This window comes from Streptomyces sp. NPDC088812, from assembly GCF_044750285.1.
Classification (GTDB): domain Bacteria; phylum Actinomycetota; class Actinomycetes; order Streptomycetales; family Streptomycetaceae; genus Streptomyces.
On record NZ_JBIVJP010000001.1, the window covers coordinates 855,488 to 870,089 of the forward strand.

Sequence of the window (14,602 nt, forward strand, 5' to 3'; positions counted from 1 at the left end):
CGCGGCGGATTGCCCTCGGGGTGACACACAGAATGGAGTGCCGGGAACCTGTTGCGTACCGCAATCCGCGATGCAACACCCGTACTGAGGTTTCGTACTACGGCGGCATGACCGGGCGACGCGACGTTTCCCGAGGTCACCCGAGTCCTCTCGGACGCGGCGTTGCCAGTGTGTTGCGCGCAACGTGGGCTCCGGCGGGGACCGCCCGGAGGGCTCGCCGGCCAGGTGTTCAGGTCGCCGTCGGGGGCCGGTACCGGTGACCGGGGGCCGGAACCGGGCCCGGCCGGGGCGGCCGGTGGATCGGACCCGTCGTCCGGGACAGGGGCAGGCCCGTGGCGTCGTTCGCGCGGGCGATGATCTCCGCCGTGATGGACACGGCGGTCTCCTGGGGCGTGCGGGCGCCCAGGTCCAGGCCGATGGGGGAGTGCAGCCTGGCCAGTCGTCCCCCGGACAGTCCCGCCTCCCGGAGCAGGCGCAGGCGCTCGTCGTGCGTGCGTCGTGAGGCCATGGCGCCGATGTAGCCGACGGGCAGGTCGAGCGCCAGACGCAGCAGAGGAATGTCGAACTTGGCGTCGTGCGTGAGGACACAGACGGCCGTGCGTCCGTCCACCGCCGTCTGCCGCAAGTAGCGGTGGGTCCAGGCGATCACGATCTCGTCCGCATGGGGGAAGCGGGCCGGGGTGGCGAAGACGGGGCGGGCGTCGCAGACAGTGACCCGGTAGCCGAGGAAGCGGCTGGTCTCGCTGAGGGCGGCGGCGAAGTCGACGGCGCCGAAGATCAGCATGCGGGGGCGGGGTGCGTGGACGTGGACGAACGCGGTGAGCGGCTCGGGGCAGCTCTTTCCGTCCCCTCCGACCGTGGCGCGTCCGCCGCGCCCCGTACGCAGCAGGGCCCGGGCCTCTGCCGCCACCGCCGGCCCCGCCGGCCCCGCAGCCATGGCTGCGGAGGAGACGTGGTCGTCACCGAGAACGCTCAGTGTCGAGCCGAGGAGATGATCGGGTCCTTCCACGAGCTGTGCCACGGTGGCCGGCCGGCCCTCCGTCACCGCGGTCAGGGCGGCTGCCAGGTGGGCGTGGACAGCGGGGTCGACGTACTGGACGAAGACGTCGAGCTCACCGCCGCAGGTCAGGCCGACAGCGAAGGCGTCATCGTCGGAGTGGCCGAACCGGGCCCGCCGCGGGAGGCCGGCCTCTCGCAGGACATGTCGGCACAGTTCGTACACGGCACCCTCGACACAGCCGCCGGAGATGCTGCCGACCGCGTTGCCGTCGCGGTCCACCGCGACCGACGTACCGACCGGCAGGGGTGCGCTTCCGGTGACGTCGACGACCGTGGCCAGGGCGAAGGGGCGTGCGGCCTGGCACCAGCGGCGCAGCGTGTCCGCGATGTTCAGCATGGGGCTTCCTCCAGGAGACGCCGTCCGAGGGACGGGCCGGCCACCGCGACGGGGACGGCGCGCCGTCCGTACGGCGCTCCACCGCCCGCAACGCCCTGCCCGCCGCCGGCCGCGCCCTCCACCACGGCCCGGCCGGCGGGGACTCGGCCGCGGCGGCGGCCTTCACTCGTGCTGGGCGCCGGCTCTGATCGCTTCGCGGATAAGGGGGTAGGTGCCGCAGCGGCAGATGTTGCGGATGCCGTCCAGATCGGCGTCGGTGATCTCGCGTCCTTCTTCCGCCACGCGGCGCACGAGTGCGACGGCGGCCATGATCTGGCCGGGCTGGCAGTAGCCGCACTGGGCGACGTCCTGGTCGATCCAGGCCTGCTGCATCGGGTGCAGATCGGCCCCCACGGTGGCGGGGAGCCCCTCGATCGTGGTGATCTCGTCGGTCGGCCGGAGCGCTTCGACGGGCACCGTGCAGGGAGTGACGGCTCTGCCGTTGAGGTGGCTGGTGCACGCCTTGCAGACGCTGATGCCGCAGCCGTATTTGGGCCCGGTGACGCCGAGGATGTCACGCAGTACCCACAGGAGGCGCACGTCGCCGGCGACGTCCACGGTCACCTGTTCGCCGTTGAGGCGGAAAGTGTGCTCGGGCATGGGTGCTCCAGGTTCTCAGCGGACGTGGTCCAGGCCGTCGGTGGGGGATGCGGGGACGGGCGGGACGGTGGGCTTGGGCTCGAAGGAGAGCGTGCCGTGGTTGATCGGGAAGCTGGTGGGCATGGTTCCCGTGGCGCGGCCGTACGCGCAGGCGACGGCGGCCATCGAGGCGGCGACGCCCAGTTCCCCGGCCCCGCCGGGCTCCCCCGTGGTGGTCGGCATGATGCCGATGTCCAGTTCGGGCGGTGTGTTCCACTGCCGGGTGTAGAAGTAGTTGTCCCAGCTGGCTTCCAGGAAGTACCCGTCGCGCAGGTGCAGGCTGGAGGTCAGGGTCAGGGCGATGCCGTCCATGACGCACCCCATCATCTGCGCCTCCAGACCGCGTGGGTTGACGGCCAGGCCCACGTCCACGGCGAGGACCGCCTTGGTGACGCGGGGGCCGGTCACGCCGTCGCGGACCGGGCGGCCGACGGTCTCCGGGCGGCAGTCGATCTCCACGAGCACGGCGCTGGTGGCGTGGTACTCGGAGTGGAACGCGATCCCCTGCGCCATGCCGGCCGGCAGCGATCGCCCCCAGCGTCCGACCTCCGCGACCTTGTCCAGCACGGCCCGGGACCGCTCGTCCCGCAGGAAGTCGTGCCGGAACCGGAAGGGGTCCCTGCCCGTCTTCTCCGCCAGCCGGTCGACGAGGAGTTCGCGGGCGCAGGTGGCGTCGGGGGAGTAGACGTTGCGCATGCTGCCCGTGTTGAAGCCCTTGGTCTCGCTCAGAAGGCGGCTGTCGACACCGAAGTCGTAGGGCATCGACTGGGAGAGCTGGAAGAACGTCTCCGAGAACCCGATGTCGCCGACGGGCAGCCGCGCGGCCAGGGCGGTGAAGATCTCACCCAGTTCGTGACCGAGGTCGGTGGCCACGCTGGTGTGCCGCTGCTTGTAGCTGAGGACGGTGTCGCCGAGATACGCGATGCGCACGCGGGAGGTGGCCATGGGATGGGTGCGGCCCTGCCGTGAGTCGTCGGCGCGGTGCCGCAGCAGCTTGACCGGTTTGCCGATCTTCCGGGAGATCTCCACGGCTTCGAGCGCGGCGTCGAAGAACAGCTTCCGGCCGAAGGAGCCGCCGCCTTCGGTGACGTGCACCGTGACCGCGTCGAGCGGCAGCCCGAGCCGGGCGGCGATCGCCTCCTGCGCGACGATCGGTGCCTTCAGACTCGACCAGACCTCGGCGCGGCCCTGCCGTACGTCGGCTATCGCGCAGTTCGGTTCGAGTGCGCTGTTGCTGCGGAAGGCGAACGTGAACCTGGCTTCCACGCTCGGTGTCAGGGGTGGCGGGCCGAGGGGGATCTCAGCCGCCGCCAGCTCTTCGAGCACGGACGCGTCGGACTTGCCTTCCGCGCTGCCCGGCTTCCAGGACACGCGCAGGGCACGGACGGCGTCGATGCACTGGCCGAAGGTCTCGGCGCGTACCGCCACGCCGGTGGAGACGGTGGCGACGTCCGTGATGCCGGGCATGCCGCGGACCTCGGCCAGGTTGGCCACCGAGCCCACCGTGCCGTTGATGGTCGGCGGGCGGCACACCATGGTCGGCCGGGCGTCCGGCACGCTCAGGTCCAGGGTGAACCGCTTGCGTCCGGTGACGGCGGCGAGGGCGTCGACGCGGGTGCGCGGTGTGCCGATGACGGTGAAGCGTTCCCGCGGTGTGAGGTCGACGGCCACCTGCTGCGTCCGTACGCTCGCGGCCTTCTCGGACAGGGCACCGATGCCGATGCTCTCGCCGGCCGGGCCGGTGACCACTCCGGCCTTCAGGGTGAGGTCGGCGACGGCCGTGCCGAGCTCGTCCGCCGCGGCCAGCAGCAGCCGCCCGCGGGCGACGGCGGCGGCGACCCGCACCGGGGTGAAGGTGGAGACGGTCGTGTTCGAGGCACCGGTGAGCTGGTTGAACAGCAACTCCGGTCGCGCGTCGGCAAGGGTGACCCGCACCCGTTCCAGGGGGACGTCCAGCTCCTCGGCGATCAGCATGGCTGTCGACGTGGTGATGCCCTGGCCCACCTCGGCGCGTGGCAACGCGAAGGACACGGTGCCGTCCGTGCCGACCTCGACCGTGATCAGGCCGGAGGTCGGCAGGGCGGCCAGGGTCATCACGTCGTTGAGATCGACCAGTTCCGTGATCTCGGGGAAGGGGATGCCGGCTCGGGCCGTCGGCGCGGCAGCCAGTTCGGCGGCGGCCATGAGGGTCGCAGCCGCCAGCACGAACCCGAGAAACCGGCGCCGGCCCACGCTGTCCGTACCGGGCTCCGGCCGGGGTTCACGGTCGGTGTCGCTCATCGACGGTCCCTTCTCATGTCGTCGTTCCGTACTGCTCGTTCTCTTCGGCGTCGAAGATCTGTGCGCCGGAACGCGGGGTTCCGTCAGGGGCGGCGGAACCCCGCGGTGTGGCGTCGGAGGTGCTTCAGCCCGGGCGGTTGGTGTCGGGGATCTCGAGCTGGATGCCCTTGCCCTCGGCCAGGAAGAGCAGGACGAACTTGCGGATGGCCTCCTCCACGGTCCAGGCGGCCTCCGGAACCAGCGGCAGGGGGATCAGGCCTTCGCGGAAGGCGACCAGCAGCGGCCAGGCGGCGCTGATCAGCGGCTGCCAGAACGGCTCCTTGTCCAGTCCGATCAGGTCCCCGGTCCGGTTGCCGACCGTGTACCTGGAGAAGGCGTTGATCAGGGGGCGGGTCAGGCCGGCGTCGAGTTCGGCGACGATGTCGAGGAGCACGTCGGTCAGCTCGTTGCCCTCGGAGGTGGAGGCCAGGATCGGGTCGAGGACCTGCCGGGACTGGGCTTCGGCCTCGTCCCAGGAGGCGGGGATGTACTCGTCCAGGATGCCCATCATGTGCGCGGTCAGCTGCCACACGTGCAGGAAGCCGTCCGACTCGGCGGCGGAGACCGGCACCCTCCAGTCTTTCAGCTTGCGCATGACGAACGTGGGCAGACTGTGCCAGGTGACCATCATGTCCGCCTGGCTGATGGGGACGGTCTGGCCGCCGCTGGTGCGCGACCAGCCCGGGGACTGCGGCAGCAGGTGCCGCACGGCGGCGTGCACCAGCCGGGTCTTGACGGCTTCCACGATGACCTTGCCGTCGGGCCGGTAGGCGTTCAGGTCACCGACGGCGAAGCCCAGCAGGCTCGTCTTGGCGACCCGGTCCTCCATGTCGGCGCCGCCCTTGGAGTAGTACACGGAGCGTGCCTCCCGGGGGATGGCGGTGCTCAGCATCCCGCCGCCCACGCCGTTGAGCAGATTGAGGTAGATGCCCCTGGACTCGTTGAACTCGGCCGCCGTCTCCAGTTTCGCCCGATCCGCCCACGAAGGCAGCTGACGTGCGCCTTCCATCCACTCGCGCAGGTCTGCGGGCAGTCCGGCCGGCAGCGGCTGGTCGTTGCGGGTCCACTGGCGCAGCAGCTCGTTGACCTCGGGCACGTCGCCTCGGTCGATCACGGCGGCGACGAGCCGGTCGACCTGCTCGTCCCACACCCAGTCCGGGTCGAGTCCGAGAACACACCCTCTGGTCGCCCACGCCGTCGCCCTCGGCGATCGGCGCCGGTCCGTCACCGCCTTACTGGTCCTGGACGAGGTGGCGGCCCCGCTCTGGGCGCAGGCCAACGGGATCGACACCGCCGGCCTCGAGGAGTTGTCCCGTCACCCCGCGGTGCTCGCAGCCCTGGAGGCGACCGTCGCGGCGGCGAACACGGTCCTCTCGTCCGATGAACGGGTGACGAGGCACCGCGTCCTGCCGGGCCCATGGACAGCGGAGACCGGCGAGCTGACACCGACGCTGGGTCTGCGGCGCCGTGCCATCGACGAACTGCACGCCCGCACGATCGAGTCGATGTACGCATAGCAGCCGGCACACCAGGGAGCGTCACGAAGGAGCCGACCACATGGGCGTTCAGCGTCAGGTCCCACGACGCAGATGGGCGCCGGATGCCCGGCGTGCCGAAATCCTCGCCGTCGCGCGCGGGCTCTTCGGGGCCAACGGCCACACCAAGGTGTCCCTCTCGGACATCGCCGCCGAAGCAGGCGTGGCCCGCGCGCTGATCAACCACTACTTCGGCGGCAAACGTCAGCTCTACCTCGCGGTGGTACGGCAGACCATGGTCGTCCCGGCCTCCGTCCTGGAGATGCTGCCCCCGAGCGGCGCCGAGGAACGCCTGTCGATATGCGTCGACCGGTGGCTCGACGTCGTGGCGCGCAACCGGGAGATGTGGTTGTCCGCGATCAGTCTGGAAGCCCTCGGCAACGACCCTGAGATCGACCAGATCATGCTCGAAGCGGACGAGATCGCCACCGACTGCATCCTCGAGGCCGCGATGCTGTCCGACGTCACCGACGGACAGCCGAAGCTGCGGGCGATGATCCGCGCCCACAGCGGCATGCTCAAGGCCGCCTCCCGCGAATGGCTGGTACGCGGCACGCTCAGCCACAGGGATCTGCACGTGATGCTGACGCGCACGGTGCTCCACCTGATCGACACGGTCGTCCCCACCGTACGTCGGCACGACTGACGGTCCGTTCCCGGACGGACCCCCTGGGGACGCGCGGTCGTGGCCGCGTCCCCAGGGCCGAGGGTCAGGGCCCGGCAGGCCGAGATCCCGCCCGAAGAAGGTGGGGCTGGTAAGTGACCATGACGTCGGCGGAGTGGGGAACGGCCGGGGGCGCCCGCTCCGGCGTCGACACCGTCGTCCGTACGAGCACGTTCAGGTCGGCGGCTGCCGCTGGGATTCCGGCACCATGGTCCGGACGCACGGCGCCGTGGCCGTCTTCGGCCGGGCGGGGCCACGCGGGCGACATGACGTCGTCGTGCCGGGCGGGACGGCCCGACACCGGCACGGCTGACCGGCCGGCACGGCATACGGGGCACCCGACCCCGGGTGCCCCGCACCCGTCCGCACCTCTGGCCGCGTGCGCACCACGCCGACACCATCGAAGGGAACTGCCGTGTGCCGACGAGCCGACGGCGACGGGATCGTGACGCACCCCGCGCCCGCGCCCGCACAGCAGGTCGACCGGCCACCGCAGCGGTACGGCACCCGATTCGGCCGACACGGGTGATCAGCCGAGGAATTTCCGCAGGTGGGTCAGGAGGGCGTCGGGACGTTCCTCGGGGATGAAGTGGCCGCATGCGGGGATCTCGGCGGCGGTGACGTCGTCGGCGTACTGGCGCCAGATGTCCAGGCTGGGCAGCCGGGCAGGCAGGCCGGCCGAGCCCCACAGGGCCAGAACGGGCATGGTCAGACGGCGGCCCGCGGTGGCGTCCTCGTCGTCGAGGGCGAGGTCGCGCTCCTGGGCGCGGTAGTCGTCGAAGCCGGCGCGCAGCGCGCCGGGGCGGGACGCGGCGCGGACGTAGGCGTCGACGGCGTCCGGTGCCAGGCCGTGGCGGTTGTAGGTCCAGCGTTCGAAGAAGTACTCCAGGTAGGCGCGGACGTTGCTCCCGACCAGCAGCTCGGGGAGATCGGGCTGAAGGTGGAACAGCCAGTGCCAGTAGCCGGCGGCCACCGAGGCGTCGAGACGGCGGAACATCTCGCGGGTGGGGACCACATCGAGCACGGTGAGGCTTTCGACCTGGTCGGGGCGGTCCAGGGCCCAGCGGTGCGCCACCCGGGCACCGCGGTCGTGGCCGACCACGGCCGCCCGCTCGAACCCGAGGTGCCGCACGAGTCCGGAGATGTCCGCGGCCATCTGCCGCTTGTCGTACCCGGTGGCGGGCTTGTCGCTGAGGCCGTAACCGCGCAGGTCGGGGGCGATGACGGTGTGGGTGGCGGCGAGTTCGCCGAGCACCGGACGCCAGCACAGGCTGGTCTGCGGCCACCCGTGCAGCAGCACCAGCAGCGGCCCCGAGCCCGCGCGTGTGTAGTGCAGGCGGATCCCGTTGACCTGGGCCACACCCGTGGTCACAGTTGCCGTGGTCATGATCGTTCCCTTCCCGCCTTCGGTAACTAACCGTCTTTGGAGGTTAGTTGCACGCGGGTCCGTGGACAATGGGCTCATGGCGACGGACGACGAATGGCTCCGGTACGGCGGGCGGGTGTGCCTGGACTTCGCCAACACCCTGCGCGATCAGTGGAAGGAGCCCCGGGAGACACTCCGCGAACCGGACGACGTGGTGCGCTGGCTGCGCTGTGCCGGCCTGCTCACGGACCGGCCCCGCACCGGTGACGTGCCCGAGTCCGCGCTGCGTTCCGCCGTCGCGCTGCGGAAGGCGATCGACCGTGCGGTGCTGCGCGTGGCCGGCGGTGAACTGCCGGCTCCCGCTGACCTCGCCGTGATCAACGAGGCGTCGGCGGCAGCCCCCCGCCCCGCACCCCGTCTGGTGCTCAGGGGCGGCCGGTTGGAGTCGAGCAGTACGCCGCGGGTCGCCGTGGACGCGAGCGCGGGCCTCGGCCTCGTGGCCCAGGACGCGATCGACCTGCTCCTCTCCCCGGAGATTCGACGCGTCCGTATCTGCGCCTCCGAGCACTGCGCCCTGCGCTTCGTGGACCGTTCGCCCGCCCGCAACCGCCGCTGGTGCTCGATGACCCGCTGCGGAAACCGCACCAAGGTCCGGCTCCACCAGGCCCGCTCCCGCGCGCGCGGCTGATCGGGCAGGGGCTCGCGGCCGTATCGGCGCTCTCGCTCAGCTCGCCGCGCGCCTGCATGCGCGCGAGTCCCGACCTGATGGGCCCTTCCCACCGGTCGAAGGCGGCGACGAGGCCGGTCCGCGCCGACTGGTCACGGTCGGCGAGTTCGCCGGCGAGCGAGCCGATCTCGCAGCCGCCTTCCCCTCCCATGGCGTCCTGCCGGTCCCCTGCGAGCGCGGTGAACGATCTCGCGGGAGTGCGGATCAGCCCCCGGAGCCGTCCGCCCGGGGCGCCGCGGGCTCCAGACGGACCACGATCTCCTTGTACGTCGGCTGGTTGCTCTTCTCGGCCACGCTCTCCAGGGGCACCAGCAGGTTGGTCTCGGGGTAGTACGCGGCGGCGCAGCCCCGTGCCGTCGGGTACGGGACCACGCGGAAGTCTTCGACGCGGCGCTGGACATCGTCGGCCCAGACGCTGACCAGGTCGACGTTCTGCCCTGCGGTCAGGCCGAGTTCGGCCACGTCGTCCGGGTTGACGAGCACCACCCGGCGGCTTCCGAGAATGCCCCGGTAGCGGTCGTCGGACGTGTAGGGAACGGTGTTCCACTGGTCGTGGGAGCGCAGGGTCTGCAACAGCAGGTGCCCCTCGGGCGCTCGCAGCATTTCGCAGGCGTTGCGGGTGAACAGTGCCCTGCCGACGGCGTTGGAGTACACACCCTCGTTGACCGGGTTCGTCAGTTGGATACCACCGGGACGGGTCACCCGCCGGTTGTAGTCGTCCAGCCCCGGGACGACGCGGGAGATGCGGTCGCGGATCGCGCCGTAGTCGGCCTCGAACCGCTCCCAGGGGATGTCGGCCGTTCCGTCGAGGGTGCGGCGGGCCAGCCGGCTCAGGATGGCGACCTCACTGAGCAGCAGCGCGGAGGCCGGCCGCAGCCGCCCGCGGGAGGTGTGCACCTCGCTCATCGAGTTCTCCACGGTCACGAACTGCTCCCCGCTCGCCTGCACGTCCCGCTCGGTACGGCCCAGGGTGGGCAGGATGAGCGCGGTCTCGCCGCACACGGTGTGGGACCGGTTGAGCTTGGTGGAGATGTGGGCGGTCAGCCGGCAGGTGCGCACCGCCTCCTCGGTGACCGCGCTGTCCGGAGCGGCCCGGACGAAGTTGCCGGCCAGGCAGAGGAAGAACCTGACGCGGCCCTCGCGCATCGCCTTGATCGCGTTCACCGAGTCCAGTCCGTGGGCGCGCGGCGGGTCGAAGCCGAACTCCTGCCGCAGGGCGTCGAGGAACGAGTCCGGCATCTGCTCCCAGATGCCCATCGTGCGGTCGCCCTGCACATTGCTGTGCCCGCGCACTGGGCAGGCGCCGGTGCCCGCCCTGCCGACGTTCCCGCGCAGCAGCAGGAAGTTGACGATCTCCCGGATGGTGGGGACGGCGTGCTTGTGCTGGGTGATCCCCATGGCCCAGCAGACGATGACGCGTTCGCTGCGCAGCACCTCGTCACGGACGTGCTCGATCTCCTCGCGGGTCAGGCCGGTCGCGGTGAGGATGTCGCTCCAGCCGACGCCGCGGACGTGCTCGGCGAACTCTTCGAAGCCCGTGGTGTCGGTGCGGATGAAGTCATGGTCCAGCACCTCGCCCGGCCGGGCGTCCTCGGCCTCCAGCAGCAGCCGGTTGATCCCCTGGAACAGGGCCAGGTCGCCACCGTTGCGGATGTGCAGGAACCGGTCGGCGATCTGGGTGCCCTGCCCGATCACCCCGCGGGGCTTCTGCGGGTTCTTGAACCGCCGCAGCCCGGCCTCCGGCAGCGGGTTGACCGCGATGATGCGGGCGCCGTTCAGCTTGGCCCGCTCCAGCGCGGACAGCTGACGCGGGTGGTTGGACCCGGGGTTCTGCCCCACCAGGAAGATCAGGTCGGTGTGGTGCAGGTCGTGGAGGCTGACCGTCCCCTTGCCGGTGCCCAGCGTCTCGTGCAGGGCGTAGCCGCTGGACTCGTGGCACATGTTGCTGCAGTCGGGCAGGTTGTTGGTGCCCAGCGCCCGGGCGAACAGTTGCAGGAGGAACGCGGCCTCGTTGCCGGCCCTGCCCGAGGTGTAGAAGACGGCCTCGTCGGGGGAGTCGAGCGAGGTCAGCTCCTCGGCCATCAGGCCGAAGGCGTCGTTCCAGCTGATCGGCTCGTAGAAGTCGGAGCCCGGCCGCTTGACCATCGGCTCGGTCAGCCGGCCCTGCTGGTTCAGCCACGCGTCGGACCGCCGGGCCAGCTCGGTGACCGGGTACGTGCGGAAGAAGTCGGCGGTGACGCGCCGCGACGTGGCCTCGTCGTTGATGTGTTTGGCGCCGTTCTCGCAGTACTCGTTGCGGTGCCGGCGGCCCGGGGCGGGATCCGCCCATGCACAGCCGGGGCAGTCGATGCCGTCCACCTGGTTCATGGTCAGCAGCGTCTTCCCGGCACGCCGGGCGGACGTCTCCTCCAAGGAGTACTCCAGCGCGTGCACCACCGCGGGCACGCCCGCGGCCCACTCCTTGGGCGGAGTCACGGTCAGAGCCTCGTTCGGCTCCTCGCCGGGCGCCTTCTTCATCGGATCGCCTCTCGCTCAGGCTGTTCCCGGGGGCTCAGCCGACGGGCCAGCAGGGAACTCCGCTCACCTGCCGTTCCGATTCCGCACGCCGCAGGCGGCCGTTGCGGATGGTGCCCCGCCAGGCCCCGCTCTCTTCTCCCAGCCCCTCGATGTACTGCTTGAAGTGCCGCAGCTCTCCGCGTACGACTCGACCGGCCAGCTTCGGGACGCCGGGAAGCAGGCCGGTGGCGCCGCGCGGTGCGACGTCCATCCGTACGGTGACCGCCGTGCGGCCTTGCGCCGTGGGCTCGAACGACACCTCACCCCGGTGGGCGGGGCGCTGATCGAGACTGCGCCAGACCAGGTGGGAGTCGGGCACCTGCTCCACGATCTCGGCGTCGAACTCGCCGCGCAACGGTCCGACGGCGATGGTCCACGAGGTGAGGGTCGGTTTGATCTGGTCGACCTTCTTCACCGTGGTCATGAACCGGGGGAAGCTCTTGAACTGCGTCCACTGGTTGTACGCGGTGCGCACCGGGACCGCGATCTCGATCGTTTCCTCAACGCTGTGCATGGCCCACCCGTCATCAGGCGCTGCTCGCTCCAGTCTCGCCGCACGTCCGGCGACCCGCCACACGGCGACGGCGTGCGCCGCATGGCGGGCCCCGGCAAGGGAGACCGACTACCCCTCATCCTGCGCCTCAATCGGGGAGCAGCCGAGCCGACGAGGAAGGGGGCGTTCTCGTCGGCCTCCACGAGGGGGTGCCTCGACGCGAGGGCCGGGTGCAGTGCGCGACCCAGCGTGTGAGAGCGCGGGCCGATGGCGGCGGGCGAGCCCGGCTGCCGGACAAGGATCGGCACGCCACGTTGCCGTGACCGCTCAGCTGCTGGGGCCTGAGGCCGCGCCGTCCGCCTGCTGTGACTCCACCGCCCTTCCCGGTATCAGGACGGCAAGGGTGCTGCGCGCTTCGTGCCGCAGCGTGCGGCGCGAAGCAAAGGTCGCGGTCAGCGCGAGGATCGAGACCGTACCCCCGTAGAACACGGCAGCGATCGTGGAGAGGAGCCCGATCGTCATCGGGCACGCACCTTTCTTCCCCCGTCCGGCCCGCCCGGCTCACAGCCGGGGGCGGGCGTTGATGCGTTTCCCCTCCACCATACGGGCGCCGTCAACTCCCGTGCGCAGCCTGGCCACGTTCGTGGGTTCGCTTCCGCCGGCGCAGCCCGAGCAGGTCCGCGCACGACCATCGGGTAGATCTTGAGACGCTGTTGCCGAGCATGGTCGGGCTGGGGGAACGCCTGCCGGCTGTGCGCGAGCAACCGGCGCACGGACGGGTGGTGCGTGCTCTTCCGGATCAGGGCGAGCGATGCCGGTGTGTCGATGTCGTCGATGGTGCGGGCGGTGAGCCGGTCCCGGTGGCTCGCGGCCATCGAGGTGCTCCGCCATCGTCACGCCGTAGCGGCCCGGGCCCTTGGCGGTGGGCGGGGCGCACGCGCCGGCCTCCGGGCAAGGACCGCTGGTCCGGGGTCACCGTGGGCCGGAGGCGGCCGGTGACGGACGCTGCTCCCTCCTTCCGCCAATAGGTATTTTCCTTATTGCAAGGGAATTCGAAGTGCCCGGTAAATGACGTCGGCGAAAACAGTTTCACCCAGCTGGATAGGAGTTACGGTGGACGCGTGGCCCCAGAATCGACCGTGCCGGCCGACTCGACCGGCACCGCCATCGACTCCGTCAGCGTCCTGAGTGACGATTCACGGCGGCGCATGTTCGCCTTCATCCGGCGCACCCGCCGCCCCGTCACACGTGAGGAGGCCGCCGCCAGCGTCGGCATCTCACGCAAACTCGCCGCCTTCCACCTCGACAAACTCGTCGATGCCGGGTTGCTGCAGGCGCGGTACGAGACGCCCGGCGGGATCCGCAAGGTCGGCCGGCGGCCGAAAGTGTATGAAGCCGCCGATGTGCAGATCACGGTCAGCATCCCCGACCGTCGTCACGAACTGCTGGCGGACATCCTGCTGGATGCCGTCCTGACCGAAAGCGCCGGTGAAAGCGCCGCGCAAGCAGCGGTGCGCTCCGCCGAGCAGCGGGGCCGCCGGCTGGGCGAGGCCGTGCGGGAAGAGACCCGGCCGGGGCGGCTGGGCCCCGAGCGCGGGCTGACCGCATGCGAGCGGCTGCTGGACCGCTGCGGCTACGAGCCCGTCCGGGAGACGCCCACTTCGCTCCGACTGCGCAACTGTCCATTTCATCCGCTGGCCGCGAAGGCCCCCGACCTGGTGTGCGGCATGAACCAGGCCTTTCTGAGCGGCTACCTGGGCGGCTTGCAGGTCAGCGGAGTCCGAGCCGTCCTGGCGCCGGAAGCCGGGGAATGCTGTGTGCGGCTGAGCCCGAACGACACCGATCGTGATGACCAGATGGTGCAGGACCGCTGACGCGACTCCGGTTGCCCGCCCCCGCGCGCCACCGCCCGGACGCACGACGCTGCCCGCGGCGGAAGCATCGTCTGCGACGGCGCACCGATGGCAACACCGCGGGCTTTCCCGGCACTGGTGCTCGGAATCTGAATCTGTCCGAGTCGGGGGAAACACCCGTTCTGACATTCCAACCGGATCACTGTCATGTTGACCAAGCGCGTATTGAACCGTCCTGGTGGTTCCACACGAACGGCAGCGCATCCGGCCACCGCTCACGCGGTGACCGCTGCCGACTGCGGCCTGCTGCTCATCAGGCTGACCTTCGGCCTGCTGATGGCCGCCCACGGCGTCCAGAAAGTCTTCGGGCTTTTCGGGGGCCCCGGCCTGACAACGACCGGCGAGGGCTTCGCGGCCCTGGGCTATCACCCCGGCAAACTCTTCGCCACGATCGGGGGCCTGTCCGAGTTGCTCGGCGGCATCGGTCTGGCCATCGGGCTGCTGACACCGCTCGCGGCCGCTGCCCTGATCGGCGTCATGATCAATGCGATGGCGACGGTCACGGGAGCCCACGGCCTGTGGGCGACGGACGGCGGCGTGGAATACAGCGTCTGCATCTCCGTCGTCGCCTTGGCCGTCGCTGCCATCGGGCCGGGCCGACTGGCGGTCGACCGCTTGTTCCCCTGGGGTGCCGGCGGCTGGAAAGAGGCTGCCTTCGCCCTCGGAGTCGGCGGCGTCGCCGCCGCGATCACGCTGAGTCTCTGAACGAAACACCCACACGCTCCGCTCTCCCGAGGCCGTGCCGTGCGATGCAGCGGGCTCCCGTGGTCTCGGGAGTGCGGCAGACGCCGAGAACGCTCGGCGCCCACGACGGGAGGGGGCTGGTGATCGAGCCTCCCACGGCCGCGCTCACCGGCGGGCCCCGTTATGTTTTTCGCGGTCCTGCAAGAGGGCCGCTGGCCTCCGGGCCCGGCATGACTGTTGCCCCCTGTCGAAGGCATGACCTGGGGGGTGG

General features: G+C 70.9%; 13 protein-coding genes and 1 pseudogene. 5 read left to right on the forward strand and 9 right to left on the reverse strand.

Translation table 11 applies throughout. The annotated features are described in order from the left end of the window. Positions 1 to 229: 229 nt before the first annotated feature. From ACIP67_RS03590 to ACIP67_RS03605, 4 genes are all read right to left on the reverse strand, one after another. A complete protein-coding gene (locus ACIP67_RS03590; RefSeq protein ID WP_401686685.1) occupies positions 230 to 1,396 on the reverse strand; it encodes an XdhC family protein in 1,167 nt (388 codons plus the stop codon). A 162-nt stretch (positions 1,397 to 1,558) separates the two neighbouring features. Next, positions 1,559 to 2,035 carry a (2Fe-2S)-binding protein gene (locus ACIP67_RS03595; RefSeq protein WP_401686687.1) on the reverse strand — a complete coding sequence of 159 codons (477 nt, stop codon included), beginning with the start codon at positions 2,033 to 2,035 and terminating at the stop codon, positions 1,559 to 1,561. A gap of 15 nt (positions 2,036 to 2,050) precedes the next feature. Next, positions 2,051 to 4,354 (reverse strand): molybdopterin cofactor-binding domain-containing protein, encoded by a 2,304-nt coding sequence (locus ACIP67_RS03600; RefSeq protein ID WP_401686690.1) that lies wholly within the window; start codon positions 4,352 to 4,354, stop codon positions 2,051 to 2,053. 124 nt (positions 4,355 to 4,478) lie between these two features. Beyond that, complete coding sequence (locus ACIP67_RS03605) at positions 4,479 to 5,543, reverse strand: oxygenase MpaB family protein (protein ID WP_401686693.1); 1,065 nt, start codon at positions 5,541 to 5,543, stop codon at positions 4,479 to 4,481. A gap of 100 nt (positions 5,544 to 5,643) precedes the next feature. Between ACIP67_RS03605 and ACIP67_RS03610 the strand changes: the two genes are divergently transcribed. After that, positions 5,644 to 5,910, forward strand: coding sequence for a hypothetical protein (locus ACIP67_RS03610; RefSeq protein ID WP_401686696.1), 267 nt, complete (start codon positions 5,644 to 5,646; stop codon positions 5,908 to 5,910). Between the two features lie 40 nt (positions 5,911 to 5,950). Beyond that, the gene (locus tag ACIP67_RS03615; RefSeq protein ID WP_401686698.1) at positions 5,951 to 6,574 is read left to right on the forward strand and encodes a TetR/AcrR family transcriptional regulator; all 624 of its coding nucleotides are present in this window, start codon (positions 5,951 to 5,953) and stop codon (positions 6,572 to 6,574) included. A 547-nt stretch (positions 6,575 to 7,121) separates the two neighbouring features. Here the strand turns inward: ACIP67_RS03615 and ACIP67_RS03620 are convergent. Then, a complete protein-coding gene (locus ACIP67_RS03620) occupies positions 7,122 to 7,979 on the reverse strand; it encodes an alpha/beta fold hydrolase (protein ID WP_401686701.1) in 858 nt (285 codons plus the stop codon). 76 nt (positions 7,980 to 8,055) lie between these two features. On the opposite strand from ACIP67_RS03620, the gene ACIP67_RS03625 reads away from it, so the two are divergent. Beyond that, entirely contained in the window at positions 8,056 to 8,646 is a 591-nt protein-coding gene (locus tag ACIP67_RS03625) for a CGNR zinc finger domain-containing protein (RefSeq protein ID WP_401686704.1), read from the forward strand. A 28-nt stretch (positions 8,647 to 8,674) separates the two neighbouring features. Here ACIP67_RS03625 and ACIP67_RS03630 read toward each other — a convergent pair. The 4 genes and pseudogenes from ACIP67_RS03630 to ACIP67_RS03645 form a co-directional block, all read right to left on the reverse strand. Next, positions 8,675 to 8,836: pseudogene (locus ACIP67_RS03630) on the reverse strand (TetR family transcriptional regulator C-terminal domain-containing protein); the annotation flags it as partial. A gap of 53 nt (positions 8,837 to 8,889) precedes the next feature. After that, on the reverse strand, positions 8,890 to 11,202 hold the full coding sequence (locus ACIP67_RS03635; protein ID WP_401686707.1) for an FdhF/YdeP family oxidoreductase: 2,313 nt from the start codon (positions 11,200 to 11,202) through the stop codon (positions 8,890 to 8,892). Between the two features lie 34 nt (positions 11,203 to 11,236). Next, on the reverse strand, positions 11,237 to 11,755 hold the full coding sequence (locus ACIP67_RS03640) for an SRPBCC family protein (RefSeq protein WP_401686710.1): 519 nt from the start codon (positions 11,753 to 11,755) through the stop codon (positions 11,237 to 11,239). Positions 11,756 to 12,061: 306 nt separating this feature from the next. After that, positions 12,062 to 12,256: a hypothetical protein gene (locus ACIP67_RS03645; protein WP_401686713.1), complete on the reverse strand. Its 195-nt coding sequence runs from the start codon at positions 12,254 to 12,256 to the stop codon at positions 12,062 to 12,064. 599 nt (positions 12,257 to 12,855) lie between these two features. Here ACIP67_RS03645 and ACIP67_RS03650 point away from each other — a divergent pair. Together ACIP67_RS03650 and ACIP67_RS03655 are read left to right on the forward strand one after the other, a co-directional pair. After that, a complete protein-coding gene (locus tag ACIP67_RS03650) occupies positions 12,856 to 13,608 on the forward strand; it encodes a helix-turn-helix transcriptional regulator (RefSeq protein ID WP_401686716.1) in 753 nt (250 codons plus the stop codon). Between the two features lie 186 nt (positions 13,609 to 13,794). Then, entirely contained in the window at positions 13,795 to 14,352 is a 558-nt protein-coding gene (locus tag ACIP67_RS03655) for a DoxX family protein (protein WP_401686719.1), read from the forward strand. The last annotated feature ends 250 nt before the right edge of the window (positions 14,353 to 14,602 follow it).

What these genes read in the sequence shown, in the direction of transcription:
- ACIP67_RS03655 (WP_401686719.1), top strand. Translation starts at nt 13,795, where the DNA reads ATGTTGACCAAGCGCGTATTGAACCGTCCTGGTGGTTCCACACGAACG.
- ACIP67_RS03595 (WP_401686687.1), bottom strand. Translation starts at nt 2,035, where the DNA reads ATGCCCGAGCACACTTTCCGCCTCAACGGCGAACAGGTGACCGTGGAC.
- ACIP67_RS03640 (WP_401686710.1), bottom strand. Translation starts at nt 11,755, where the DNA reads ATGCACAGCGTTGAGGAAACGATCGAGATCGCGGTCCCGGTGCGCACC.
- ACIP67_RS03635 (WP_401686707.1), bottom strand. Translation starts at nt 11,202, where the DNA reads ATGAAGAAGGCGCCCGGCGAGGAGCCGAACGAGGCTCTGACCGTGACT.
- ACIP67_RS03615 (WP_401686698.1), top strand. Translation starts at nt 5,951, where the DNA reads ATGGGCGTTCAGCGTCAGGTCCCACGACGCAGATGGGCGCCGGATGCC.
- ACIP67_RS03590 (WP_401686685.1), bottom strand. Translation starts at nt 1,396, where the DNA reads ATGCTGAACATCGCGGACACGCTGCGCCGCTGGTGCCAGGCCGCACGC.
- ACIP67_RS03625 (WP_401686704.1), top strand. Translation starts at nt 8,056, where the DNA reads ATGGCGACGGACGACGAATGGCTCCGGTACGGCGGGCGGGTGTGCCTG.
- ACIP67_RS03645 (WP_401686713.1), bottom strand. Translation starts at nt 12,256, where the DNA reads ATGACGATCGGGCTCCTCTCCACGATCGCTGCCGTGTTCTACGGGGGT.
- ACIP67_RS03600 (WP_401686690.1), bottom strand. Translation starts at nt 4,354, where the DNA reads ATGAGCGACACCGACCGTGAACCCCGGCCGGAGCCCGGTACGGACAGC.
- ACIP67_RS03620 (WP_401686701.1), bottom strand. Translation starts at nt 7,979, where the DNA reads ATGACCACGGCAACTGTGACCACGGGTGTGGCCCAGGTCAACGGGATC.